The organism is Rahnella sp. RcJ3 (genome assembly GCF_009498575.1).
In the GTDB taxonomy this organism is placed as follows: Bacteria; Pseudomonadota; Gammaproteobacteria; order Enterobacterales; family Enterobacteriaceae; genus Rahnella; species Rahnella aceris.
This window is the reverse complement of the sequence record NZ_QSNX01000010.1, coordinates 185,286-211,210: the sequence shown is the minus strand read 5'-3', so window position 1 is coordinate 211,210 and position 25,925 is coordinate 185,286. Positions and strand designations below refer to the sequence as shown.

Annotated in this window: 24 protein-coding genes, 1 pseudogene and 1 riboswitch; of the genes and pseudogenes, 18 read left to right on the top strand and 7 right to left on the bottom strand. The window is 52.9% G+C overall.

Annotated features, from left to right (window positions below; genetic code table 11):
* Positions 1-10: 10 nt before the first annotated feature.
* From DXU84_RS15215 to DXU84_RS15200, 4 genes are read left to right on the top strand one after another with little or no spacing between them, the layout of a single operon-like run.
* Positions 11-796, top strand: coding sequence for an ABC transporter permease (locus DXU84_RS15215; RefSeq protein WP_153376135.1), 786 nt, complete (start codon positions 11-13; stop codon positions 794-796).
* Between the two features lie 2 nt (positions 797-798).
* Positions 799-1,791, top strand: coding sequence for an ABC transporter ATP-binding protein (locus DXU84_RS15210; RefSeq protein WP_013577381.1), 993 nt, complete (start codon positions 799-801; stop codon positions 1,789-1,791).
* Complete coding sequence (locus DXU84_RS15205) at positions 1,788-2,444, top strand: HAD family phosphatase (RefSeq protein ID WP_112197686.1); 657 nt, start codon at positions 1,788-1,790, stop codon at positions 2,442-2,444. The genes DXU84_RS15210 and DXU84_RS15205 overlap by 4 nt, the downstream gene beginning before the upstream one ends.
* Before the next feature lie 15 nt (positions 2,445-2,459).
* On the top strand, positions 2,460-4,112 hold the full coding sequence (locus DXU84_RS15200; protein ID WP_013577379.1) for a Na/Pi cotransporter family protein: 1,653 nt from the start codon (positions 2,460-2,462) through the stop codon (positions 4,110-4,112).
* Between the two features lie 65 nt (positions 4,113-4,177).
* Here DXU84_RS15200 and panS read toward each other — a convergent pair whose 3' ends face one another.
* Entirely contained in the window at positions 4,178-5,095 is a 918-nt protein-coding gene (gene panS, locus DXU84_RS15195; protein WP_013577378.1) for a ketopantoate/pantoate/pantothenate transporter PanS, read from the bottom strand.
* Between the two features lie 90 nt (positions 5,096-5,185).
* Positions 5,186-6,574, bottom strand: coding sequence for a lysine-sensitive aspartokinase 3 (gene lysC, locus DXU84_RS15190; RefSeq protein WP_013577377.1), 1,389 nt, complete (start codon positions 6,572-6,574; stop codon positions 5,186-5,188).
* A 106-nt stretch (positions 6,575-6,680) separates the two neighbouring features.
* A riboswitch (Lysine riboswitch) is annotated at positions 6,681-6,870 on the bottom strand.
* A 228-nt stretch (positions 6,871-7,098) separates the two neighbouring features.
* Here lysC and pgi point away from each other — a divergent pair.
* The 4 genes from pgi to ubiA all read left to right on the top strand — a co-directional run bounded on the left by pgi (position 7,099) and on the right by ubiA (position 10,940).
* Entirely contained in the window at positions 7,099-8,745 is a 1,647-nt protein-coding gene (gene pgi, locus DXU84_RS15185; RefSeq protein ID WP_013577376.1) for a glucose-6-phosphate isomerase, read from the top strand.
* Between the two features lie 250 nt (positions 8,746-8,995).
* The gene (gene psiE, locus DXU84_RS15180; protein WP_013577375.1) at positions 8,996-9,403 is read left to right on the top strand and encodes a phosphate-starvation-inducible protein PsiE; all 408 of its coding nucleotides are present in this window, start codon (positions 8,996-8,998) and stop codon (positions 9,401-9,403) included.
* Positions 9,404-9,492: 89 nt separating this feature from the next.
* Complete coding sequence (ubiC, locus tag DXU84_RS15175; RefSeq protein ID WP_121019641.1) at positions 9,493-10,032, top strand: chorismate lyase; 540 nt, start codon at positions 9,493-9,495, stop codon at positions 10,030-10,032.
* Between the two features lie 41 nt (positions 10,033-10,073).
* Positions 10,074-10,940, top strand: a complete 867-nt coding sequence (gene ubiA / locus DXU84_RS15170; RefSeq protein ID WP_153376144.1) for a 4-hydroxybenzoate octaprenyltransferase — start codon at positions 10,074-10,076, stop codon at positions 10,938-10,940.
* Between the two features lie 97 nt (positions 10,941-11,037).
* Here ubiA and plsB read toward each other — a convergent pair whose 3' ends face one another.
* Complete coding sequence (gene plsB / locus DXU84_RS15165) at positions 11,038-13,521, bottom strand: glycerol-3-phosphate 1-O-acyltransferase PlsB (protein WP_013577372.1); 2,484 nt, start codon at positions 13,519-13,521, stop codon at positions 11,038-11,040.
* Positions 13,522-13,638: 117 nt separating this feature from the next.
* Here plsB and DXU84_RS15160 point away from each other — a divergent pair, with 117 nt between their 5' ends.
* From DXU84_RS15160 to DXU84_RS15145, 4 genes are all read left to right on the top strand, one after another.
* Positions 13,639-14,007, top strand: coding sequence for a diacylglycerol kinase (locus DXU84_RS15160; RefSeq protein WP_013577371.1), 369 nt, complete (start codon positions 13,639-13,641; stop codon positions 14,005-14,007).
* Positions 14,008-14,126: 119 nt separating this feature from the next.
* Entirely contained in the window at positions 14,127-14,735 is a 609-nt protein-coding gene (lexA, locus tag DXU84_RS15155; RefSeq protein WP_013577370.1) for a transcriptional repressor LexA, read from the top strand.
* 298 nt (positions 14,736-15,033) lie between these two features.
* Complete coding sequence (gene dinF, locus DXU84_RS15150; RefSeq protein ID WP_013577369.1) at positions 15,034-16,398, top strand: MATE family efflux transporter DinF; 1,365 nt, start codon at positions 15,034-15,036, stop codon at positions 16,396-16,398.
* Between the two features lie 189 nt (positions 16,399-16,587).
* On the top strand, positions 16,588-16,797 hold the full coding sequence (locus DXU84_RS15145) for a CsbD family protein (protein ID WP_013577368.1): 210 nt from the start codon (positions 16,588-16,590) through the stop codon (positions 16,795-16,797).
* Positions 16,798-16,955: 158 nt separating this feature from the next.
* On the opposite strand, the gene zur is transcribed toward DXU84_RS15145, so the two are convergent.
* On the bottom strand, positions 16,956-17,465 hold the full coding sequence (gene zur, locus DXU84_RS15140) for a zinc uptake transcriptional repressor Zur (protein WP_037035116.1): 510 nt from the start codon (positions 17,463-17,465) through the stop codon (positions 16,956-16,958).
* 262 nt (positions 17,466-17,727) lie between these two features.
* Here zur and dusA point away from each other — a divergent pair, with 262 nt between their 5' ends.
* Together dusA and pspG are read left to right on the top strand one after the other, a co-directional pair.
* Positions 17,728-18,735, top strand: a complete 1,008-nt coding sequence (dusA, locus tag DXU84_RS15135) for a tRNA dihydrouridine(20/20a) synthase DusA (protein ID WP_121019643.1) — start codon at positions 17,728-17,730, stop codon at positions 18,733-18,735.
* A gap of 192 nt (positions 18,736-18,927) precedes the next feature.
* Positions 18,928-19,164: an envelope stress response protein PspG gene (gene pspG, locus DXU84_RS15130; protein WP_013577365.1), complete on the top strand. Its 237-nt coding sequence runs from the start codon at positions 18,928-18,930 to the stop codon at positions 19,162-19,164.
* A gap of 395 nt (positions 19,165-19,559) precedes the next feature.
* On the opposite strand, the gene DXU84_RS15125 is transcribed toward pspG, so the two are convergent.
* The gene (locus DXU84_RS15125) at positions 19,560-20,543 is read right to left on the bottom strand and encodes a quinone oxidoreductase (protein ID WP_153376133.1); all 984 of its coding nucleotides are present in this window, start codon (positions 20,541-20,543) and stop codon (positions 19,560-19,562) included.
* Positions 20,544-20,725: 182 nt separating this feature from the next.
* Between DXU84_RS15125 and dnaB the strand changes: the two genes are divergently transcribed.
* Positions 20,726-22,132, top strand: coding sequence for a replicative DNA helicase (gene dnaB / locus DXU84_RS15120; protein WP_013577363.1), 1,407 nt, complete (start codon positions 20,726-20,728; stop codon positions 22,130-22,132).
* A gap of 108 nt (positions 22,133-22,240) precedes the next feature.
* Positions 22,241-23,320, top strand: a complete 1,080-nt coding sequence (alr, locus tag DXU84_RS15115) for an alanine racemase (RefSeq protein ID WP_121019644.1) — start codon at positions 22,241-22,243, stop codon at positions 23,318-23,320.
* Between the two features lie 3 nt (positions 23,321-23,323).
* Here alr and DXU84_RS15110 read toward each other — a convergent pair whose 3' ends face one another.
* Positions 23,324-24,103: a transporter substrate-binding domain-containing protein gene (locus tag DXU84_RS15110; RefSeq protein WP_013577361.1), complete on the bottom strand. Its 780-nt coding sequence runs from the start codon at positions 24,101-24,103 to the stop codon at positions 23,324-23,326.
* A 134-nt stretch (positions 24,104-24,237) separates the two neighbouring features.
* On the opposite strand from DXU84_RS15110, the gene DXU84_RS15105 reads away from it, so the two are divergent.
* Positions 24,238-24,702 carry an Lrp/AsnC family transcriptional regulator gene (locus DXU84_RS15105; protein ID WP_013577360.1) on the top strand — a complete coding sequence of 155 codons (465 nt, stop codon included), beginning with the start codon at positions 24,238-24,240 and terminating at the stop codon, positions 24,700-24,702.
* Between the two features lie 245 nt (positions 24,703-24,947).
* Entirely contained in the window at positions 24,948-25,580 is a 633-nt protein-coding gene (locus DXU84_RS15100) for a YitT family protein (protein WP_013577359.1), read from the top strand.
* 94 nt (positions 25,581-25,674) lie between these two features.
* Here DXU84_RS15100 and DXU84_RS25145 read toward each other — a convergent pair.
* Positions 25,675-25,845 (bottom strand): annotated as a pseudogene (locus DXU84_RS25145) (SDR family NAD(P)-dependent oxidoreductase); the annotation flags it as partial.
* Positions 25,846-25,925 lie beyond the last annotated feature (80 nt).

Here is a 25,925-nt window from a genome sequence, read left to right as displayed (position 1 = left end):
GGAACGTAAGATGTCGCGGTCTGAAGCAATTTACCACCGTGTGGTGATCTGGATTTTACTGATTGTCCTGATGTTGCCGCTGCTGGCGACGCTGGTCTATGCGCTGGTGCTGGAATGGGGGGTGACCATTTTACCGAGCGGCTTTACGCTGAAATGGCTGGTGGAACTGTGGAGCGATCCGCGCTTCCTGATTGCGCTCTGGCATTCGCTGCTGGTGTGTTTCGGCACACTTTTTCTGTCGCTGGTACTGATCCTGCCACTAATGTTTGTGATTGCTTACTATTTCCCTAAGCTCGATGCACTGATGAACATCCTGATCCTGCTGCCGTTCGCCGTGCCGCCGGTGGTGTCATCGGTGGGCCTGATGCAACTCTATTCCGCTGAACCGCTGGCGCTCACCGGTACGCCGTGGATCCTGATTGGCTGTTACTTCACCATCGCGCTGCCGTTTATCTATCGCGCTATTTCTAACAACATGCAGGCGATCAACCTGCGTGACCTGATGGATGCTGCACATCTGCTCGGTGCCAGCACCTGGAAAGCGGCGCTGCTGGTGGTTTTGCCTAACTTACGCAAAGGCGGAATGATTGCCGTCCTGCTGTCGTTTTCCTTCCTGATCGGGGAGTTTGTGTTCGCCAATCTGCTGGCGGGCAGCCGTTATGAAACGGTTCAGGTTTACCTCTATAACATGCGTAATGGCAGCGGCCATTTTACCAGCGCATTGGTCATCTCCTATTTCATGGTCGTCCTGATTTTCACCTGGGTGGCGAACATGCTGAACAAAGGAAAGAGCTGATTATGTCGTATTTGCAGGTTACTCAACTCAACAAGTCTTACGGTCCGACGCAGATTTTCAACAACATCGATTTCTCAGCAGAAGAGGGAGAATTCGTCACACTGCTGGGGCCAAGCGGCTGCGGAAAATCCACGCTGCTGCGCTGTCTGGCCGGTCTGACTTCCGTCGACAGCGGAAAAATTCTGATTCAGGGGCAGGATATTGTGCCGCTGCCGCCACAACAGCGCGGCATCGGCATGGTCTTCCAGAGCTATGCGCTGTTTCCTAATATGACGGTTGAAGCCAATGTCGCGTTCGGCCTGAAAATGCAAAAGATACCGGCGTCAGAGCTGCACCGGCGCGTCGGTGAAGTACTGGAACTGGTGGAAATGAACGATTACGCAAAACGTTATCCGCATCAGCTTTCCGGTGGTCAGTGTCAGCGTGTGGCACTGGCGCGTTCACTGGTTACGCAGCCGCGCCTGTTGCTGCTCGACGAACCCCTTTCCGCGCTCGATGCCCGTATCCGTAAGCATCTGCGTGAGCAAATCCGCCGTATTCAGCGTGAAATGAATCTGACGGCGATTTTCGTGACCCACGATCAGGAAGAAGCGCTGACCATGTCCGACCGGATTGTGCTGATGAACAAAGGGCAAATCGTCCAAAATGCCGATGCCGAAACCCTGTATACTGAACCGGTGGATGCGTTTGCTGCGGGCTTTATCGGCAGCTACAACCTGCTAAGCCCTGAACAGGCGATGGCGCTGACCGGCATAACTTACACGGGCCGTGTCGCCATCCGTCCGGAGTCGGTCACAATATGCGAGCTGATTGAAGGTATTCCGGCTAAAATTATCAGCCACAGTCTGCTTGGCAACGTCGTGCGTTATCGCGTTTTAGCACACGGAGTTGAGCTTTCTGTGGATGTCTTAAACCGTTCTGTGGCCTCACTTCGCGCCGATGGCAGCGATATTGGTCTACAGTTAGATCTTGTTACGTTACGGGAAGTTGCATGAAACTGGCGCTGTTTGATCTCGATGAAACCCTGATTAGCGGCGACTGTTCGAGTTTGTGGTCAGCCTACATGGTGGCAAATGGCTGGGTGGCCGATGAGCAGGCTTTTCTGCAACAAGATGCCGCGCTGATGCAGCAATATGCTATCGGTCAGATGGATATGCAGGAGTACATGCGTTGTACTTTGGTGCCGCTGTCCGGCCGCAGTCAACGTGATGTCGCGGCGATGGTCGCGAATTATATTCAGGATGTGATTGCCCCGCGTGTTTACACGCAGGCGCGTGAGTGTCTGGCTGCTCACCGTGCACAGGGCGACCGGACGGTAATTATTTCCGCGTCCGGTGAACATCTGGTGCAGCCGATTGCCCGTTTTCTCGGTGTTGATGAAACGCTGGCGATTGGTGTTGAAATGAAAGACGGGCGTTTTACCGGCGCCACACGAGGGACGATGACCTATCGCGAGGGAAAAGTCTCGCGGTTGCTGGAGCTCATCAATCAGGACGCATCCCTTTTGCAATCAGCCAGTTTTTATTCTGATTCCCATAATGATCTGCCGTTGCTGACCCGCGTGGGCCAGCCGGTGGCGGTGAATCCAGACGCTATCCTGCTCCAGCACGCCCGGCAGGCAGGATGGCCGGTCTATGCCTGGCGTTAATGGAGCTGTTCTTTCGTGTTAACCCTTTTGCATTTGTTGTCTGCTATTTCTCTGCTCGTATGGGGTACGCACATCGTGCGTACCGGCATCATGCGTGTCTTTGGCGCCAATCTGCGCCGTGTTCTGAGTAACAGTGTCGAGAAAAAACCGCTGGCGTTTGTGGCGGGCATTGGCGTTACTGCGCTGGTGCAAAGCAGTAATGCTACCGCGCTGCTGGTCACGTCGTTTGTATCGCAGGGGCTGGTAGCCCTGGCTCCGGCACTGGTGATTATTCTCGGTGCAGATGTCGGGACCGCCGTGATGGCGCGTATCCTGACCTTCGATCTCTCCTGGCTTTCTCCGCTGCTGATTTTCGTCGGTGTCGCGTTCTTCCTCAGCCGTAAACAGACCCGTGCGGGGCAAATGGGCCGTGTCGGTATCGGGCTGGGGCTGATTTTACTGGCGCTGGAGCTGATTGTGGGCGCCGCGACGCCGATCATGCAGGCCTCCGGCGTTAAAGTTTTATTCTCGTCCCTGACCGGTGATGTGCTGCTCGATGCCCTGACCGGCGCAGTGTTTGCCATCATCAGTTATTCCAGTCTGGCGGCGGTGTTGCTGACGGCAACCCTTGCCGCGACCGGCGTGATTTCGCTTAAAGTGTCACTTTGTCTGGTCATCGGTGCCAACCTCGGCAGCGGGCTGCTGGCGATGATTAACGCCAGTAAAATGAATGCCGCCGGTCGCCGCGTGGCGCTCGGCAGTACGCTGTTTAAACTGATTGGTTTGGTGATTGTGCTGCCGTTTGTCGGACTGTTGTCGACGCAACTGGCGCGGCTTGGCATTCCGGATGAAGAACTGGTGATCTACTTCCACATGTTCTACAACCTGATCCGTTGTCTGGCGATGGTGCCGCTGACGGCGCCGATGGCGAAGGTTTGCGAGATGATGATTGCCGATGTGCCTGAAGATGATCCCCGTCTGCGTCCGCGCCATCTGGATGTCAGCGCAATTGATACCCCGACGCTGGCGCTGGCCAATGCCGCCCGTGAAACCTTGCGCATGGGCGACGTGGTCGAACATATGCTGATCCTCAACCGGGAAGTGATGCACGGTAAACTGGCGCAGGATCGCGAAGTGCGGCGTCTCGACGATGATGTTGATGTGCTCTATACCGCCATCAAACTGTATCTGGCGCAAATCAACAAGGAAGGACTTGGCGAAGATGATTCCCGCCGCTGGGCTGAAATCATCGAAATGGCGCTGAACCTCGAACAGGCCGGTGACATTATCGAGCGCATGACCGGCGATATCACCGCCAAATCCCACGCTACCCGACGCGCGTTCTCGCCGGAAGGACTGGTGGAGCTGGATGCCTTACATGAGAAATTGCAGGATAACCTGCGCCTGAGTCTGGGCGTTTTCCTGTCGAACGATCTGACCAGTGCGCGCCGTCTGCGCCGCTCCAAACACCGTTTCCGCATTCTCGACCGCCGTTATGCGCATGCGCACGTCGATCGCCTGCATCAGCATAATGTGCAGAGTATCGAAACCAGCTCGCTGCACCTCGGGTTGCTGGGGGATATGAAACGTCTGAACTCACTGTTCTGTGCAGTGGCCTATAACGTGCTGGATCAGGATGAGCAGGAAGATGAGCAGCGCGAACCGAATGATGATGTGCAACGGGTGTAGGACGAATCAAAACGGGCGCTGAGGAAGGCGCCCGTTTCTTTTTCATCTTCTTTTTCGTCTGGAAATCAGTCTTTTTTGACCGGCTTACCGGACCAGTAACCGGCCAGCAAAGAACCTGACAGATTGTGCCATACCGAGAACAATGCGCCCGGCAGTGCGGCCAGCGGGGTGAAATAGATTTTCCCCAGCGTCGCCGCTAAACCTGAGTTCTGCATCCCGACTTCCATCGCCAGCGTGCGGCAGGTGGTTTCGTCAAAGCCAAACAGTTTCCCGCCCCAGTAACCGCTCAGTAAGCCTATGCCGTTGTGCAGAATAACCGCCACAATCACGATCAATCCCACCGAACCGATAAAGCCCTGACTGCCCGCCACGACGGCGCTGATAATGGCGACAATGCATGCCATTGAGAAAAGCGGCAGCAGCGGTTCGATACGTTTCACGGTTTTCGTGAACAGATGATGAATAATCAGACCGGCTAAAATCGGGATGACGACGATCTGCAAAATGCTTAACAGCATGCCTTCCACATCCACTTTAATGTGCGTATCGACATACAGACGCGTCAGCAGTGGCGTGGCGAAAACCCCCACCAGTGTGGAAACTGCTGAAATCGTCACGGAAAGCGCGACATCTCCTTTCGCAAGATAAATCATCACGTTAGAGGCTGTACCGCTGGCAACGCTGCCCACCAGAATCATTCCCGCCGATAAATCTGCCGGCATATGGAACAGTTTTGCCAGCACCCACGCCGCCAGCGGCATGATCAGATAATGCAGGAACGTGGCGGCAGCAACCGGGCCAGGTCGGGAAAGCACGCGTTTGAAATCACCGAATTCGAGAGTGACACCCATCGCGAACATAATCAGCATCAGCAGGGTAGAAACATGCGGGCCGATCGGCGTGAACGTACCGGGCGAGTAATAGGCCGCGACGGATAACAGCACGGCCCACAACGGGAACAGGCGGGTTATTTTGGCTAACATTGAGGTGATCCTTGTCTTTGTTGTTTGCAAAAGTACAGACAAAAAAAGACCGGGCACATGGCCCGGTCTTCTCACATACCGCGCCCGTCATTATTCGAACAGGTTGCGGTGTAGAGTTTTAACGACCTGATCGGCATCGTTGCCCGGCACCAGGAAGCACAGGTTGTAGCTGCTTGCGCCGTAGCAAATCATGCGGATATTGAACGGGTCCAGCACGCCGAACACTTCTTTGCCGACGCCACAGGCCTGGGACAGTTTGTTGCCGATAATCGCAATCAGCGCCAGATTCTCTTCCACTTCCACGCGGCACAGTGAGGATAATTCTGTCAGCAGTGAGGTGGTCAGCAGGCTGTCGCCTGAGGATGTGGAACCGGTGGTATCCAGCGTCAGCGCGACGCTGACTTCGGATGTGGTGATCAGATCCACAGAGATACTGTGGCGTGCCAGAATACCAAACACTTCGGCGAGGAAACCGCGTGAATGGAGCATGCTCAGGCTGTGCAGCGTGACCAGCGTTTGTCTGCGGCGCAGGGCTATCGCACGGAACAACGGCGGATTATCGCTGGTATCACACACTAAGGTGCCGCCGCCTGACGGGTCTTTGCTCGAGCCTACAAACACCGGGATACCGCGACGCACCGCGGGCAGCAGAGTGGCTGGATGCAGAACTTTGGCACCAAATGTCGCCATTTCAGCGGCTTCTTCAAACGCAATGCGGTCAATACGTTTTGCCGCCGGCACCAGACGCGGGTCGGTGGTATAAATCCCCGGGACGTCAGTCCAGATATCCACACGGGAAACGCTCAGCGCTTCACCCAACAATGCGGCGGTGTAATCGCTGCCGCCACGGCCAAGCGTCGTGGTGCGGCCTTTGCCTTCTGAGCCGATAAAACCTTGTGTGATTACCAGGGCGTCCTGCAAGCGCGGTTGTAGCTGCTGAACGGTTAACTCGCTTAATACCTGTGTATCCGGCTCCGCGCGCCCAAAGCGATCGTTGGTACGCATGATTTTACGTACGTCGAACCATTCCACTGGCACGTTGCGCTGGCGGATGATTTCAACAAACAGCAGGGTGGACATCAGTTCGCCATGGCTCACCAGTTCGTCGGTCAGCGCGGTAGAGGTCGCAAGGCTCGCCGCTTCTGACAGCATGGCGATATTTTCCAGCATGCGGCCGATTTCTTCGCGGATCACGGTGGGATTATCGAGGCGATCGATAATGGCGCTCTGGATGCGGCGAATTTCATCAAGCAGGAACACCCGGCGTTCGGTTTCTTTACCTTCTGCCAGCTCAACTAATAAATTGGTGACGCCCGCAGAGGCGGAGAGAACAACCAGACGCACTTCAGGGCGCGACAGCACGATATCCGCGCTGCGGTTCATTGCGTCGAAATCCGCCACGCTGGTACCGCCGAATTTGGCGACGATGACATTGCCCAAAGGCTGCTGGCTGGCGTTGCGGGATACTGCGTGATTCATGTAAAACCTCGTGTCCGGGTCGCCATATCATGACGGCCATCGATTCCATAAGAATTGGCACAAAGGGAAGAGCGGGAAACGGGAGCAGGCGTAGAGATACTACGATACACCCAGAAGCGCCCCACCTAGCCGACACCCTGTTGGGTGTTCCGGTGACAACCCAGGGGATTCAGCCCCTGTAGTCGATCATTTGCCTGCCGTGGGCTTATGATCTCGGCGCCGCTCCCCCTGATGTATCTTCGTAGGATTTCGGCTCCTCCGATACACTGCCTGGGCGACGCGCCTCTTCTGGCTCGCGCATCGAGCGCGCGAGTTAGGCGCTTAGGAATAGCCGTTTATCGCCCGTCTGTCAACGGTCAGGCAATGCATGCGCCACATTTTGAGCGATTCTCATCTAATATTGTTCTCTGTCATTGTGATTAAGCAGATCTAACCTATCGCAAGAAAAGGCATCTCTTCCCGGGAACTTCAGGCTACAATCGGGACAGTTACCTCATATTTATTCTCAGCCTAAGAGCATTGCTATGAAAAATATCAATCCAACTCAGACCGCTGCCTGGCAAGCCCTGCAGCAGCATTTCGACAAGATGAAAGATGTGCAGATTAGCCATCTGTTTGCTGAAGATGGTGATCGTTTCTCCAAATTCTCTGCCACGTTTGAAGACCAGATGCTGGTCGATTTCTCCAAAAACCGCATCACCGCAGAGACGCTGGATAAGCTGCAGGCGCTGGCGAAAGAGACTGACCTTCAGGGCGCAATCAAATCGATGTTCTCTGGCGAGAAGATCAACCGCACCGAAGACCGTGCTGTTCTGCACGTTGCACTGCGTAACCGCAGCAACACGCCAATCGTCGTGGACGGCAAAGATGTGATGCCGGAAGTGAATGCAGTTCTGGCGAAAATCAAAGGCTTCACCGAACGTGTTATCGGTGGCGAATGGAAAGGTTATACCGGCAAAGCCATCACCGACGTGGTGAACATCGGTATCGGCGGTTCAGACCTCGGTCCGTTCATGGTCACTGAAGCGCTGCGTCCGTACAAAAACCACCTGAATATGCATTTCGTCTCCAACGTTGACGGCACGCATATCGCTGAAACGCTGAAGGATTTGTCTCCGGAAACCACGCTGTTCCTGGTTGCATCAAAAACCTTCACCACGCAGGAAACCATGACCAACGCCCACAGCGCGCGTGACTGGTTCCTGAAAACCGCTGGCGATAACCAACACGTGGCGAAACACTTCGCGGCGCTGTCCACCAACGGTAAAGCGGTGAGTGAGTTTGGTATCGACACCGACAACATGTTCGAATTCTGGGACTGGGTCGGTGGCCGTTACTCTCTGTGGTCCGCAATCGGTCTGTCTATCGCGCTGTCTGTAGGTTTCGATAACTTCGAACAACTGCTGAGCGGTGCGCACGCGATGGATAAACACTTCGCGAATACGCCGGCTGAGAAAAACCTGCCGGTACTGCTGGCGCTGATCGGCATCTGGTACAACGATTTCTACGGCACCGAAACCGAAGCTATCCTGCCATACGACCAGTACATGCACCGTTTTGCCGCTTACTTCCAGCAAGGCAACATGGAATCTAACGGTAAGTTCGTTGACCGTAACGGCAACCCGGTGGATTACCAGACTGGCCCGATCATCTGGGGCGAACCGGGCACTAACGGTCAGCACGCGTTCTATCAGCTGATTCACCAGGGGACTAAAATCATCCCTTGTGACTTCATCGCACCGGCCATCAGCCATAACCCGCTGAGCGATCACCACGCGAAACTGTTATCTAACTTCTTCGCCCAGACCGAAGCGCTGGCATTCGGTAAATCTCTGGATGTTGTCGAGAAAGAATTCGCCGATCAGGGTAAAAAACCAGAAGACGTTAAACACGTTGCGCCGTTCAAAGTGTTCGAAGGTAACCGTCCGACCAACTCCATCCTGCTGCGTGAAATCACGCCTTACAGCCTGGGTGCGTTGATCGCAATGTATGAACACAAAATCTTCACCCAGGGCGTGATCCTGAACATCTACACCTTCGACCAATGGGGCGTAGAACTGGGCAAACAGCTGGCAAACCGTATCCTGCCAGAACTGGAAGGTAGCTCAGAAGTGACAGGCCACGACAGTTCCACGAACGGTTTAATCAACCGCTTCAAAAACTGGCGCTAATACCCGTCTTCCTTCGCGCTGCCTCGGCGTTGGCTGCCTTCATGAACCCCGGTCACATACTTGTGTATACTCCCGGGGCTTCGTTCCCTTGCCGCCTTGATCCAGCCCGAATGATTTAGAGGGACAGGTCGAAATATTTCTCAATAAAAGGGTTAGCCTTCACCGGCTGGCCCTTTTTTAATGGCGCTTTTCCTGTGCTGACTCTGTGGTATTCTGCGGGGATTAATAACAAAAGTGGGATGTAGATCACATGGCAGGATCAAAACGGGCATTAATGATATCCGTCATTATGCAGCGAATTTTGAACGTATTCTTATTAGGACTGGCCGCGATCCTGATGATTTTTATCGGGCGCGAAACCTATCATTTAGCAATGGTGTTGTTCGTGAATAACGATCAGTCTTCGTCATATCTGCTCATCGAAGGGATTGTAATTTACTTCCTCTATTTTGAGTTTATTGCCCTGATTATTAAATATTTTTCGTCGGGCTATCATTTCCCGTTACGCTATTTTATTTACATCGGCATCACCGCGATTATCCGCCTGATCATCGTCGACCACAAAAGTCCTTATGACACATTGGTTTACGCCTGCGCGATCCTTGTGCTGGTCGTGACACTGTTTCTGGCCAATAGCGAACGTCTGCGCCGCGAATAAATCAGGCAATTACTGCCTCGCATTGATGCGCTAGAATGCGAGGCAGATAATTCATTGGAGGTATGAATGCCTTCATTACGGAGCCGTTGATGTCTGATCCCCATTCCCCCGAACCATCCCCGATCCACTGGTTTGACGACCCTTCGCAGGTGCCTGCGGATGTGGCTGACTGGCTGATGGAAATGGGGTCCATGACCCGCCGGTTTGAAAAGCAGGGTGTTACCGTCACCGTGAAACCGCAAAATGAATGTTTTGTCAGTCGCGAAGAACTGGGTGAAAGCGAAGCACAGCAGTTGCCGGAAAGTGCCCGTTACTGGATCCGCGAAATCGTGCTGTTTGGCGATGCCGAACCCTGGCTGCTGGGGCGCACGGTCATTCCTGAAGAAACGCTGACCGGGCCGGATCTGGCGCTGGTCGATTTAGGCACGGTGCCGCTGGGGCGCTATCTGTTTAGCGGGAACAACTTGTCCCGCGATTACATTCATTTAGGCCAGTTACACAGTGAGCAGGGAGAATTATGGGCGCGCCGTTCCCGCCTGCGTTTGTCTGATAAGCCGTTGCTGCTGACCGAAATTTTCCTCCCGGATTCGCCGGTTCACCGCCCTGAGGGTAAAGTGAGCAAGGTATGAGTCAGACTAATCAACAAGGAGAACAGAGAGTGTCAGGAAGTATGACGCAGGGCACATGGCGTGATTACTGCCGCCTGATGCGCATTGATAAGCCGATTGGCTCACTGCTGCTGTTGTGGCCAACGTTATGGGCACTGTGGGTCGCGGGGGGGGGAATGCCGTCTGCGAAGATTTTGCTGGTCTTCGTGCTGGGCGTTTTCTTCATGCGTGCCGCCGGTTGCGTGGTGAATGACTACGCTGACCGTAAGTTTGATGGTCACGTAAAACGCACCGCTCACCGGCCATTGCCGAGCGGGGCGATCACCGGCAAGCAGGCGAAAATATTATTCGCCGGACTGGTGCTGGTGTCATTCCTGCTGGTTCTGCTGCTTAACCGCATGACCATTTGGCTGTCTCTGGCCGGACTGGCGCTGGCATGGATTTATCCGTTCATGAAGCGCGTCAGCCATCTGCCGCAGGTGGTTTTGGGCGCGGCGTTTGGCTGGGCAATTCCGATGGCGTATGCCGCTGTGAGCGAAAGTGTGCCGCTTAGCTGCTGGTTAATGTTCGTGGCAAATATCTGCTGGACGGTGGCTTACGATACGCAATACGCGATGGTCGATCGTGACGATGATTTGAAGATCGGCGTGAAATCGACAGCGATTCTGTTTGGTCGTTTTGACACGCTGATCATCGGCCTTCTGCAACTGGCAACGCTGATCCTGATGGGGATTGTCGGTTATCTGTCCCAGCTCAGCGCACCGTTTTACTGGTCGTTGCTGCTGGCTGCTGCGCTGTTTGTGCATCAGCAAAAGCTGATTGCTAAACGTGAACGTGATGCCTGTTTCCTGGCTTTCCACCAGAACAATTATGTCGGGCTGGTGTTGTTCCTCGGTATTCTGATGAGCCTGTCAGGCTTCAATTTCTAAGTAAGTTAGCCTGCGCGACAACAATTAAAAACGCCCGGACTCTGTAAAAAGTCCGGGCGTTTTGTTTTTTTAATCTGATGTCTGGCGCTAATACGGGTTAATGATCGGTATCGCGTACATCCATCTTCGGTTCAGCCGGTGGCTCCGTTGCTTGCGGCAGCTCAGAAGGCATTCCCGCACTCTCGATAGTTAGCTTGATATCCGGTGTCATCAGGTCGCTGAGCATGAGGTAAATCTCACGCGTTTGTTCCTGAATGGCATCGCCGGTGTCACTGATATAGCCTTCTGCGCGCAGTGTGCCGACCAGCGTCGAGAACACAGCTTTATCGAAGAATTCAGGGGCATTGATACCGTGCAGCACGGATAAACGCTGCGCCATAATCCGGCTCTCTTTTTCCAGTGCACCGCGGTTGATGCTTGGGTTATTGGTGAGCAGGGAGAAGGTAATCGCGTAACGTTGCAGCGTTTCACGTACACCAGCCGCCAGCAACTGGAGGGTGCGGATACGGGCCGGATTAAGTGTCAGCTCATCATCTTCAAGGTGAATGATTTGCTGACGCGCCAGTTCCAGCGTCAGAACATCCAGCACTTGTGGCAGCTCAGGCGTATCGAAATGCATAAACAGTTCGGCTTTGAGCATCGGATAAATCAGTTCGACCTGATGCAGTAATTCCGCGCGGCTGACCTGGCGGTGGTGCATCACAATGCTTGAAATCAGTGATGGCAACACCAGCATATGATGGATGTTGTTGCGGTAATACGTCATCAGCACGGCCTGTTCGCGAGGCAGAACGATGATGTCGCCAATGTTGTCTTTCTCAACCTGGAACTTATTCATGTTCAGCGCGTGATCAAGCAACTGGTCAGCGGTCAGATCAGGCACCGTCGAATCCGCGTTGTAAGGCACGTTACGCAGCAATTGCAGATAACAGTCGATTTGCTCGGTCAGCTGTTCGCGTGTCAGTGAACGCTGACGGGAGGCCAGCAGCGCGGTACAACACAAGTTCATGGCATTGGCTGCCGCTGAATTGTTGATGCGCACCATGATCTGTTCTGCCAAATCCTGCACTGTCGGCGTCAGCCAGCTTGGACGTTGTGCTTCGATCGGGTCGATGGCTTCACGCCAGGTTGGCACGTTCTGGTTCAGGTAAGTGGTCAGATGCAGCGGCTCACCGAAGTTCACGTAACCCTGGCCGAGGTTACGCAGCTTGCGCAGCCCGTTCAGCATCTGTGTCAGGCTTTCTTTCTCTTTGGTCGCACCGCGTAATTCTTTCGCGTACGTACCCACTTCCATGACGTGCTCATAACCGATGTAAATCGGTACCAGCGTAATCGGACGTGAACCGCCGCGCAGCATGGCCTGAATGGTCATGGCCAGCGTGCCCGTTTTCGGCTCCAGCAGACGCCCGGTTCGCGAACGCCCCCCTTCCACAAAGTATTCCACCGAATAACCGCGGCTGAACAGTTCGCCCAGATATTCACGGAAAACCGTCGAATAGAGCTTGTTGCCTTTAAAGGTTCGACGAATAAAGAACGCACCCAGACGGCGGAAAATCGGGCCAGCCGGCCAGAAATTCAGGTTGATACCGGCGGCAATATGCGGCGGTACCAGACCCTGATGATAGAGCACGTAAGACAGCAGCAGATAGTCCATGTGGCTGCGGTGGCAAGGCACATACACAATTTCCTGACCGTCCAGCGCTAACTGGCGTACACGCTCGGCATTATTAACGTTGATGCCTTTGTACAAACGGTTCCACGTCCAGCTCAGCACACGGTCAGAGAGGCGCACGGCTTCATAAGAGAAGTCAGCGGCAATCTCTTCCATCAGGGCGATGGCGTTTTGTTGGGCTTTTTCGTGGGAAATTTTCTTGCTGCGGGCTTCGTCTTCAATCGCTTTCTCAATGGCTTTTGAGGCCAGCAATTTATTGAATAAATCCTGACGTGCCGGAAGGCGCGGACCAACCGCAGCCAGACGCTGACGGGAGAAATGCATCCGCGCCACACGTGCCAGTTTTTGAGCAATCGTCTTATCTGTGCCGTGTTCCGTCGCCATATAACGCAGGGAAACGGTATTGGAGAAACGGACGAAACTGTCCCGCCCCAGCCACAGCACAGCGAAAAATTTCTGGATACCGTTCAGCACGCGCAGATGCGGCGTGTCGTCCTGACCTTCACGGCCCGGTGCACGACCAAACATTACCGACACCGGCAACATCTGAATGTCTAAATCCGGATTATTGCGGTGCAAATCAAGGTAGTCGTGGAACAGCTTTACGGACTCCTGCTTCGGCGTGTAATAAGAGAATACGCGCGGGCCTTCGGCTATAAAGACATGGCTTGGTAGCAGGGTTCCGTCAATTTCCAGCGGAATAAGAGGATCAGGCAGATTCTGCGCCAGACATTGCGCACGCAACGTCAGCAAATCGGCTTTGGAATTATAAGGTAATACGTACAAAATCGGCCGCGTCGGGTCTAAATGCAACTCGGTAACCGGATCTGAAGGTATGACCTTGCTCTTTACCAGCAATGAGAGTGGTAAATTCAATAATGTGTAATAAAGTCTACGCCAACCTGACATAAAAACGTGAAGCCTCTTGTTAGCAATTTCGCCGCAAGGATACCAGAAAGATCCGTGGAGATCTGTGGTCATATAAAAGCTAAAATGCTGCAAACACTCTAAGGATCAGTACCCGAAATGGCGAACCAAGTCACCGGATTTACCCGAATTTATAAAGCGGCCGGCTATTCCTGGAAAGGATTCAAAGCGGCATGGCAAAACGAAGCGGCATTTCGCCAGGAGGCCAGCGTCGCTATCCCGTTAATTTTGCTATCTTTCTGGCTTGATGTCAGCACCATTGAACGTATCCTGCTGGTGGGATCCGTCGTGCTGGTCTGTGTCACGGAGTTGCTCAACAGCGCGGTGGAATGTGCAATAGACCGCATCGGGCCTGAGTTTCATGTGCTTTCCGGTCGCGCAAAAGATATCGGCTCTGCTGCCGTACTTCTGACCATCATATTGGCGATTTTTGTCTGGGTCAGCATCTTTTGGTCGCGATGGTTCTGATTTGGAATCTGCATTCCAGGAATCAACGTTATGCCCTGTTTTTATTCAATCTTAGGTTTTCATTGACCGTTTAGCTGTATATACTCACAGCAAGACTGTATAAACAACCAGGGGGCGGAATGAAAGCTTTAACGACCAGACAACAAGAGGTCTACGACCTTATTCGCGATCATATCTCCACCACCGGTATGCCACCAACCCGCGCAGAGATTGCATCACGTCTGGGGTTCCGTTCTCCCAATGCGGCGGAAGAGCATCTTAAAGCGCTGGCGCGTAAAGGTGTTATTGAGATTGTTTCCGGTGCATCACGCGGCATTCGTCTGCTGATGGAAGAAGAAGAAGGTTTACCGCTGATTGGCCGCGTTGCCGCCGGTGAACCGCTGCTGGCGCAGCAACATATCGAAGGGCACTATCAGATCGATCCGGCAATGTTTAAGCCGAGCGCCGATTTCCTGCTGCGTGTCAGCGGTATGTCGATGCGTGATATTGGTATCCTTGACGGCGATCTGCTGGCCGTGCATAAAACGCAAGACGTGCGTAATGGTCAGGTTGTGGTGGCCCGTATCGATGATGAGGTCACCGTGAAACGCCTGAAAAAACAAGGCAGTGTGGTGCAGTTATTGCCAGAGAACAGCGAGTTTCAGCCGATCGTGGTGGATTTGCGCGAGCAGAATTTCAGCATTGAAGGCTTAGCCGTAGGTGTTATCCGCAACGGCGACTGGATCTGACCTTCGTACTTCGAGCTATCTCTGCGTTGGCTGCCTTCGCGAACCCCGGTCACATATTTGTGTATGCTCCCGGCGTTCGCTTAGTTGCCGCCTTGATATAACTCGAATTACTCGGTCAGATATGACTAAGTCAGAAATTGCTGTGTCAGATAGACAAGACTAAAACTAATTGAATATGGATGGCGGCCGCCTCTGGCATCCATGTGAATTCAAAGAGAAATGCGTTTCTCTCATCATCGCCCCTTTCGGGGCGATGTCATTTACAGGCATAACCTGAACCTCCGGCATGAGATTCTCTATGCAACATCATTCCCTGCGACACACACTCAAAAACACCTTTTTAAGCCCTGCCGATAAAGCGCTCTGGATGCTGGCATTGCCGATGATTTTTTCCAATATCACGGTGCCACTCCTCGGCCTGGTGGATACCGCAGTGATCGGTCATCTCGACAGCCCGGATTATCTCGGCGGCGTGGCTGTGGGTTCGATGATCACCACTTTCCTTTTTATGCTCTTACTGTTTCTGCGGATGAGTACCACCGGCATGACCGCTCAGGCGCTGGGCGCGAAAGATAATCAGCTTCTGGCGCGTGCTTTTGTACAACCCTTCCTTCTGGCTGTACTGGCGGGCGTCATTATTGTGGTATTCCGTCATCCGCTGATGGAGCTGGCGTTTCACATTGTCGGCGGCAGCCAGCCCGTGCTTGAACAGGCGAGGCTGTTTATCGAAATCCGCTGGTTCAGCGCCCCGGCTTCACTGGCGAATCTGGTGATCCTCGGGTGGTTGCTCGGCATTCAGTACGTTCGCGGGCCGGTGATTTTGCTGATTGCCGGGAATTTGCTGAATATCATTCTGGATCTGTGGCTGGTGATCGGGCTGGGCTGGAACGTGCGTGGCGCAGCCATGGCGACGGCAAGCTCCGAGTATTTCACGCTACTCATCGGGCTGTATTTCGTCTGGCGGGTGATGAAACGACGCGGTATCACCGGCGCAGAAATCACCTCCGCGTGGCGTGGTAATTTGCGCCGTCTTCTCGGGCTTAACCGCGACATCATGCTGCGCTCATTACTGTTGCAGCTTTGCTTTGCATCGCTGACCGTTCTGGGCGCGCGGCTGGGCAGCCACATTGTGGCGGTCAACGCCGTGTTGATGAACCTGCTGACATTTACCGCGTTTGCACTTGACGGTTTTGCTTATGCTATCGAAGCGCATTCCGGTGAGGCATTCGGTGCCCGCAACCGCGAAAAACTGCTGAATGTCTGGCATGCCGCGTGTCGTCAGGCCGGGCTGGTTGCGCTGTTTTTTGCTCTGGTTTACGCGCTGGCGGGTGGGGCGATCATTGATGCGCTGACATCATTACCGGAATTGCGTGAGCTGGCGGACCGATATCTTGGCTGGCAAATTATACTGCCGCTGGTGGCTGTCTGGTGCTATTTGCTTGATGGCATGTTTATCGGCGCAACGCGTGGGCGGGATATGCGAAACAGCATGCTGGTGGCGGCGCTGGGGTTCGGGCTGACATTGTTCACTTTACCGCTGCTGGGCAATCATGCGTTGTGGCTGGCGCTGACGGTATTCCTCGGGTTACGCGGGATTTCACTGGGCTGGATATGGCGTCGTTACTGGCGGCATGACACATGGTTTTCGTCTCCGTCGCACTGATTTTTCAGCTATTTTCAAAGAAATAAGCGCAGCTTTGTCGTTATTTCATGCTTTAGATTAATCCTAATAGTGGTTTTTATCCCTGTTTAGGGAGGATTAATCGAGATTCTCTACTAACCTTTAAAGTGTTAAGGACGAGCTGCAAGACGAAATGCAGTTCATAAAACCCAAGGTAACAGGAGATATTTTATGAATAAGGACCAAGCCGACGGTAACTGGAAGCAGTTCAAAGGGAAAGTGAAAGAACAATGGGGCAAACTGACTGATGACGACCTGACAGTGGTTGAAGGTAAACGTGATCAGTTAGTCGGTAAAATTCAGGAGCGTTACGGCTATCAAAAAGATCAGGCCGAGAAAGAGCTCAATGAATGGGAAACCAAAAACAAATATCACTGGTAAGACGCGACTCCCCCTCGCGTGCCAGTGACGTATCCTGAGATTTAGCTGCTCCTACCCGGAACGCTTCAGGATACGGGTACACGGATGTACCCAACCTCTTCTCTGTACAAAACATCCTCCTCTTACGAGTCACCTTCAAAACCTTAAAACCCGATCATTCAGCGTTTTTTCACCACAATACTGTGGTCGTGATCGCAATGGTCATGGCTGTCGCAGGTTTCTACTACTTTGCATTCTGCACATAAGCCATGCGCTTCAACGACGGAATGGCGAAGCTCAAATCCGGATTCTAATGACAGTTTTGCCAGACGCTCTTCAATGCCGTCGGTGGTTTTTTCGGTAACTAACCCGCAGCGGTCGCAGATAAACAGCGCAGAAGTATGGCTCGGCTCTTCAAAATGATGGCAGAGAACATAGCTGTTTGCGGATTCAACACGGTGAATAAATCCCTGTTCCAGCAGAAAATCCAGCGCCCGGTAAACGGTCGGTGGTTTCGCCTGAGGTTCGCTTACGCGCAATAGATCCAGCAAGTCATAGGCGCTGATCGCACCGGGTTGTTGCGTCATCAGGCGCAGTACTTCCAGCCGCTGAGGCGTCAGGCGAACATTGCGCTGCTGGCAAAGTTCTTCAGCTTGTGAAAGTAATTTTTCCGGATTATTCAGGGTCATAGCAACGGTCTCTGAGCGCAGATTGGAATGAATAGGCCACATCATGCGACCACCGATGATTTTATCATGCTTGCACCAAAACGACGAATTATGCGCCATTCAGATGTGATGCAACGTCGGCATCCGCCTGCTCAGCGGCACAAGATGCCGAATCTTTGTTCTGTGGTATAATCAGCGATTACCTTCCCTCTGGCGCGAAGCGGGGGGAGCGTCACGAACCCCTTCAGCGAATGTCAGGCCGATGTCAGAAACTCAACACGTAATGCCCCAGACCACTCCCTTTTCCGCCCAGCGTTTTTCCGTTGCGCCGATGCTCGACTGGACCGATCGCCACTGCCGCCATTTTCACCGGCTGATGACCGGCCAGACGTTGCTGTATACCGAAATGGTCACGACCGGCGCCATTATTCACGGCAAAGGGGATTATCTCGGGTTTGGCGATGCAGAACATCCGGTGTCTTTGCAGCTTGGTGGCAGCAATCCGGCTGATCTGGCGCATTGCGCAAAACGGGCGGAAGAACGTGGTTATGACGAAATTAACCTCAACGTCGGTTGCCCGTCAGATCGCGTGCAGAACGGCATGTTTGGTGCCTGTCTGATGGGTCAGGCGTCGCTGGTGGCTGACTGCATCAAAGCCATGCGCGACGTAGTCTCAATTCCGGTCACGGTTAAAACGCGAATCGGTATTGACGATCAGGACAGCTACGAATTTCTGTGTGATTTCATCCGTCAGGTTTCAGAAAACGGCGGTTGCGATACCTTCATTATTCATGCGCGTAAAGCCTGGCTTTCGGGCCTCAGTCCGAAAGAAAATCGTGAAATTCCGCCGCTGGATTACCCGCGCGTATATCAGCTCAAGCGTGATTTCCCGCACCTGACCCTGGCAATTAACGGCGGTATCAAAACCCTCGAAGAAGCCAAAACGCACCTGCAATATATGGATGGCGTGATGGTGGGGCGTGAGGCTTACCAGAATCCGGGCCTGTTGCTGAATGTGGATCGCGAGCTGTTCGGCTCTGATGCGCCGCTGAAAACCGGGCCGGATATTATCCGAGCGCTGTATCCGTATATCGAAGCGGAACTGAGCAAAGGTACTTACCTCGGTCACATCACCCGCCATATTCTTGGTCTGTTCCAGGGGGTGCCGGGCGCGCGTCAGTTCCGTCGTCATCTGAGTGAGAATGCGCATAAAGCCGGCGCGGGCATTGATGTGGTCGAACAGGCGTTGCAGATGGTTGCTCAGCCGCAGGAAGTGGTGGCGCAGGCATAAAAACAGGGTGAGTAAAATCGCTATCTGTTAGTCAAATTTACTATCTTTTCGCAGGCCATTCGTGCCTGCGAATTATTTTTTCCTTATTATTCAATCAATTATTTATCCCATCACACTGGCATGTTTCTTGTAATGGTTAATGCGTGTTTGGACGCTACGTCTTATCGCACATGGCTTATTAAGGAGCACCCGATGCTGGAAATTCTCTTCGTGCTTGGTTTTTTCTTTATGCTGATGCTGACCGGCATTTCTTTACTGGGTATGGTTGCGGCGCTGGTCGTGGCATTTGCTCTGATGATGTTGGGTGGGTTTTTGGCGATTGTTGTAAAAATGTTGCCGTGGCTGCTTTTGGCCGTGCTTGCGGTCTGGATTTACCGGACATTTTTCCGGCCTGATGAGCCAAAATACCGTCGCCGTCGCTTGCCGTAATAACAGCTTCACTTTATCGGTTTCCGTAACTGCATGAAATGATGGGGATTGCTGACCGTATTCTGAGCGCAAAAAAATGTAACCGTTGCAGTGATAACTTTTGCTTATGTGCTAGCGATCACAAGCTAGGTCAGAATGTGCGGTCAAAATGCATAAATCATATTTTTTAACATGGGTGACTGTTAGGATGGATTCATTGGCAGCCAGCAGGCTGTAAACCGAATTCATCAAGTCCGCTGAGGCACACAATAGTCGCTTAAGTGACATCGCCCTGTGGATTTACCCGGCAGTACCCTACAGCAGTACCCGTCTGAAATCAGAGGTCGTCTGAGTCAGGCAGTAAAAAAGGCTTTCACAACTGTGAAAGCCTTTTTTGCATTGGTTCAGGGAAACTTTTATGGGATGAGCAGACTTGAACCCTGTGTCACGCGGCTTTCCAGCGTTTCATGCGCGCGTTTTGCCTCGGACAGTGGGAATTTCTGCGCGTCACTGACATCCACTTTTATCGCGCCACTGGCGATCATTGAGAACAGCTCGCTGCTCGCCTCCAGCAGTTCTTCACGGTTAGTCACGTAACCATTCAGGGAAGGGCGCGTCACAAACAGCGAACCTTTTTGATTGAGTATCGCCAGAACCACGCCTTTTACCGGGCCGGACGCATTGCCGAAACTGACCAGTAAACCGCGACGTTTCAGGCTGTTTAACGATTTTTCAAAGGTATCTTTGCCGACGGAATCGTAAACCACACCGACTTTTTCGCCGTTCGTCAGTTCCGCCACGCGGGTCGCGATATCTTCTTTCTGGTAGTTAATGGTTTCCCATGCACCGGCCTGTCTGGCGCGTTCGGCTTTTTCATCAGAGCCCACGGTGCCAATCAGTTTTACGCCCAGCGCTTTCGCCCACTGGCAGGCAATCAGGCCTACGCCACCGGCTGCGGCATGGAAAAGAATGGTTTCACCGGCCTGTACTTCATGGGTTTTGCGCAGTAAATAATAAACTGTCAGCCCTTTAAGGAAGGAGGCTGCGGCCTGCTCAAAGCTGATCGCGTCCGGCAAAAGGGCGATTTTTTCCTGTGGTACGTTATGGAATTCGCTGTAAGCGCCGGGCGCGGATTGTGCGTAAACCACACGATCGCCAGGTTTGATGTCCGTTACGCCACTACCGACTTTACTGACTATGCCTGCCGCTTCCGTGCCTAAACCCGCCGGAAAACTGGCCGGTGCGTACAGACCGCTGCGCACATAAGTATCGATATAGTTGATACCGATGGCTTTATTCTCGACCTGGACTTCGTCTGCCTGCGGATCTTGTGGCTGATAATCAACGTATTGCAGAACGTCCGGGGTGCCTGTTTCAGAAAACTGGATGCGCTTTGCCATGTTTTTTCCTCGTGATGGAGTCTGATTTCAACCCTAGGCTAAATGTCAGGGACAATCCAGATTTTCGGCACTAAGGGTTAATACCCTTTTGAAATGGTTTATACTGTCGCGCGAGTCAGGCTCCGATTTTTGGAAACCCGACGCTCATAAAACAGGCGCTTAGAGCAGGAAATAATCCACAGATGGCAGCAAAAAAACCGACCAATCAACAGAACGAAAACCGCGATCGCCAGATGGAAGGGTTGAAACTTCCGCCGCATTCGCTGGAAGCTGAACAATCCGTTCTGGGCGGGCTGATGCTGGATAACGAACGCTGGGATAATGTGGCCGAACGGGTGGTCAGCAATGACTTCTTCAGCCGCCCGCACCGCCTGATTTTTACCGAAATGCAGCGTTTGCTGGAAATGAGCAAACCAATCGACCTGATCACGCTTTCCGAATCGCTGGAACAGAAAGGCGATCTGGATTCCGTCGGCGGTTTTGCGTATCTGGCAGAGCTCTCTAAAAACACCCCCAGTGCGGCGAACATCGGCGCTTACGCTGACATTGTGCGCGAACGTGCTGTTGTCCGGGAAATGATCTCCGTCGCCAATGAAATTGCCGACGCGGGCTATGATCCGCAAGGTCGCAGCAGCGAAGACCTGCTGGACTTAGCCGAATCCCGCGTATTCCAGATTGCCGAAAGCCGCGCCAGTAAAGACGAAGGTCCAAAAAGTATCGACCGTATTCTGGAAAGCACGGTCTCCCGTATCGAAGAGCTGTTCCAGCGCCCGCATGACGGCGTAACCGGCGTTTCAACCGGCTATGCTGACCTCGACAAGAAAACCGCAGGCTTGCAAAAATCTGACCTGATCATCGTGGCGGCGCGTCCGTCGATGGGTAAAACCACTTTTGCGATGAACCTCGCAGAAAATGCCGCGATGATGCAGGATAAACCGGTCTTAATCTTCAGCCTTGAGATGCCCGGCGACCAGATCATGATGCGTATGCTGGCGTCGCTTTCGCGCGTCGACCAGACCAAAATCCGTACCGGCCAGCTCGATGATGAAGACTGGGCACGTATTTCCAGCACCATGGGGATTCTGCTCGAAAAACGTAACATGTATATCGATGATTCGTCCGGGCTGACGCCAACCGAAGTTCGTTCGCGTGCGCGACGTATCTTCCGTGAGCACGGCGGCCTGAGCCTGATCATGATCGACTACCTCCAGCTGATGCGCGTTCCGGCGTTGTCTGATAACCGTACGCTGGAAATTGCCGAAATCTCCCGCTCGCTCAAAGCGCTGGCGAAAGAATTGCAGGTGCCGGTGGTGGCGCTGTCGCAGCTTAACCGAAGCCTGGAGCAACGTGCGGATAAACGCCCGGTCAACTCCGACTTACGTGAATCCGGCTCCATCGAGCAGGACGCCGACTTAATCATGTTCATCTATCGTGATGAGGTCTATCACGATAACAGTGAAGAAAAAGGCATCGCGCAAATCATCCTCGGTAAACAACGTAACGGCCCGATCGGTACCGTCCGCCTGACCTTTAACGGTCAGTGGTCGCGATTTGATAACTATGGCGGCCCGCAATACGACGAGGATTAACTTCCCGGGTTTTGAATTTATCCCTCCCCTTTCACAAGGGGAGGCTAGGTGGGGTTTGGTTCTCAGCCTTGCTATCAGAAACTCTCAAATTCATGCAAAGGACTTAAAATGAAAGCGGCTACGGCTGTCATTGATCGCCGCGCTCTGCGACACAATCTGCAACGGGTGCGTCATCTGGCGCCACAAAGTCGTCTGGTTGCGGTAGTGAAAGCAAACGCTTATGGGCACGGTCTGCTGGAGACGGTGCATAGCTTGCAGGACGCTGATTATTACGGCGTTTCCCGGCTTAGCGAAGCGCTGATGCTGCGTAAAGCCGGTGTGGTAAAACCCATCCTCCTGCTCGAAGGTTTTTTCTCCGCCAGCGAATTACCGTTGCTGATTGAACATCAGCTTGATACCGCTGTTCACAGCCTCGAACAGCTTGATGCGCTGGAAAGTGCTGACCTCGCGCGTCCGCTGAATGTCTGGCTGAAAATCGACACCGGTATGCACCGTTTGGGCGTTCATCCGGCACAGGCCGATGCATTTTATCAGCGTCTGAGTGCCTGCAAAAACGTGGTTCAGCCGGTCAATATGATGAGCCATTTCTGCCGCGCGGACGAACCGGAAAGCGACGCGACACCGAAACAGCTGAACTGTTTTAATGAATTTGCCGAAGGCAAGCCGGGACAAAAATCTATTGCGGCTTCCGGCGGTATTTTGTTGTGGCCGGAATCGCATATGAACCTGGTCCGCCCCGGCATTATTTTGTACGGCGTGTCGCCAATGGAAACCGGTACAGCCAGCGATTTTGGGCTGCAACCGGCAATGACACTGACTTCCAGCCTGATCGCCGTGCGTGAGCATGCTGCCGGTGAACCGGTCGGTTATGGCAGCACCTGGGTCAGCAACCGTGATACCCGTCTGGGCGTGGTAGCGATGGGGTATGGCGACGGCTATCCGCGCAGTGCGCCGAACGGTACGCCGGTTTTGGTCAATGGTCGGGAAGTGCCGGTTGCCGGGCGTGTGTCGATGGATATGATCACTGTCGATTTAGGGCCAGATGCGACCGATAAGGTCGGCGATGAAGTGATTTTCTGGGGCGGGAAATTACCGGTTGAGCGCATTGCGCAGGCAACCGGTATCAGTGCTTATGAGCTGATTACCCAGCTCAGCGAGCGCGTCGCCCGCGTTTATATTGGCGACTAAGTCTTACTTTTTCACGGCCAGCCACTGGCTGACGATCTTCTGATATTCACCAGTGGCTTTGCTCAGGTGCAGCCACTGGTCGACATACATCTTCCAGCTCACGTCATCACGCGGCAGCATGTAAGCCTTTTCGCCATATTGCAGCGGCTTCTTCGGGTTTACCGCACACAGTTTCGGGTAATGTTTCTGCTGAAACAGCGCTTCCGAAGCATCCGTAATCATCACATCCGCTTTCTTATCCACCAGCTTCTGGAAGATGGTCACGTTATCGCTCAGGGTCAGCGTGCCTTTTGGCAGATGGCTGTGTACGAAGGCTTCATTGGTACCGCCTGCCGGTTCAATCAGGCGCACGGAGGCACGGTTTAACTGCTCAACCGTCTGGTACTGACGCACATTTTCGCAGCGCACCAGGGGGATTTTGCCGTCCTGATCCAGTACGTTGGCAAACCAGGCTTTTTGCTGGCGTTTCAGCGTGACCGAAATCCCGCCCATCGCGATATCACAATGCCCTGCGCTCATTTCGTCCGGCAGAGATTTCCAGGTGACCGGTACCCAGTTCACTTTCACATCCAGACTCGCCGCCAGCGATTCCGCCATTGCAATATCAATGCCTTCATACTCACCGTTTTCTTTCAAAAATGTATACGGTTTATAGTCGCCGGTGGTGCAGACATTCAGCGAGCCTTTCTGTAATACGCGTTCAAGGCGTGAAGATGCCGGCTCTGCTTTTGCGAGACCGGGCAAAACTGACAGCAAAACGAGAGAGTAGAATACTTTTTTCATTATTTTTTCCTTGCGTTTAAATCATGCGCAAGTATAAGAAAAAACGGCCGAAAAGTATTTATAACTGGTTATAGTGGGAATGTTTTTTGCAATAAGAATCCACATATAAAAATTAAAGCGACAGGAACACTGCCATGTACAGCATTGACGATTACGATCTGAAAATTCTGACCTTATTACAAACCAACGGAAGACTGACTAACCAGGAATTAAGCGAGCTGGTCGGACTGTCAGCATCACAGTGTTCACGCCGCCGGATTGGTCTGGAACAGGCACAACTCATTCTCGGTTATCATGCCCGTCTGGCACCGGAAGCCCTCGACTTAGGCATGATTGGTCTGATTGAAGTCAGGCTTATCAATCATTTGCCCGCACAGGTCGATGCATTTCACAGCATGCTGGGCGAAGTCGATTCCATTATTGATGCCTATAAAACCACTGGCGATGCGGATTATTTGCTGAAAGTTGCGGTGAAAGATTTAGCCGGTTTAAGCATGTTGATCAGCCAAATTCTGTCAGTCCATAAAAGTGTCGCCCACGTAAAAACATCGGTAGTGCTTAACCGTTTAAAAGAAAACGGCTTATTGACGCTTAGCTGAGAAAAATAAGGGCGTATTTCAGGTGCACTGTTTGGGTGATTTATTTTGGTGCAGACTCACTTTAATGGTGCAATATTTTGAATTAATATGCGTGATCTGTGCATGTAAAGAATAATTAACGCGTCATAAAATCTTATTTTCGATTTTTAATGCAAATTCTATGCGTGAATATTGCCTTAACTCTCCATCTCATTAATTATCTCAAAATCAGTCTTTAGTATTATTATTTTGAGGTACAGGGAATTATGGCAAGTGTAGACGACATCAAACAGCCGGTTGAGCAGCCGCGCATCGGGCACACGCTGGTTGAAGATGCGCTGGCGATCATTATCGGTACGCTGATGGTCTCTTTTGGTGTGGTGATGTTGCGTCAGGTCGGCGCACTGACCGGCGGCACGGCGGGAATGGCGTTTCTGGCGCATTACGTGACGCAGGTATCATTCGGTACGGCCTTTTTTATCATCAACTTACCTTTTTATTACCTCTCTTTTCGTCGCATGGGTTTGCAGTTCACACTGAAAACTTTTGCTGCTGTCGCGCTGGTTTCCGTGTTTTCTGATTTGCATCCGCTGTTTGTTCATTTCGATCATCTTCAGCCGTTTTACGCCACGCTGTTTGCCAATGTGATTATGGGCATCGGCTTCATTGTGCTGTTCCGCCACAAAGCCAGTCTGGGCGGCGTGAACATTCTGGCGCTGTTCCTGCAGGACAAATACGGTATTCGCGCCGGTAAACTGCAAATGGGTGTGGACTGCTGCATCGTGCTGGCATCGCTGTTTGTGGTCAGCCTTGAAATGCTGATTGCTTCGGTGCTGGGCGCGGTGATCGTCAACCTGATCATTGCGATGAATCACCGTCCGGGGCGCTACAGCGTCTGACGAAATGGATAAAAAAATGGCGCAGGGGACTGCGCCATTTTTATGAATGAACCGGCAAGTGTTACGCGCCGAAACCGCCGTCAATCGTCAGATTTGCGCCGGTGATATACCCCGCTTCAGGGCCGGAAATTTCTTCAGAAGAAACGTAGGTGAAGGCCACGCTGGCGCCTTCGCGGGCCAGACGCTGAACTATGGCGGCACCGATGCCGCGTGAACCGCCCTGAACGAAAGCGGCTTTACCTTGCAGTGAGTGTTGAGTTGTCATTGGTTTGCTCCGGGAAGAATGAGATGTCCATTTGATCGTAGTTGATGTGAGCGGATCAGCATCTCAGGCGAACGGACGGT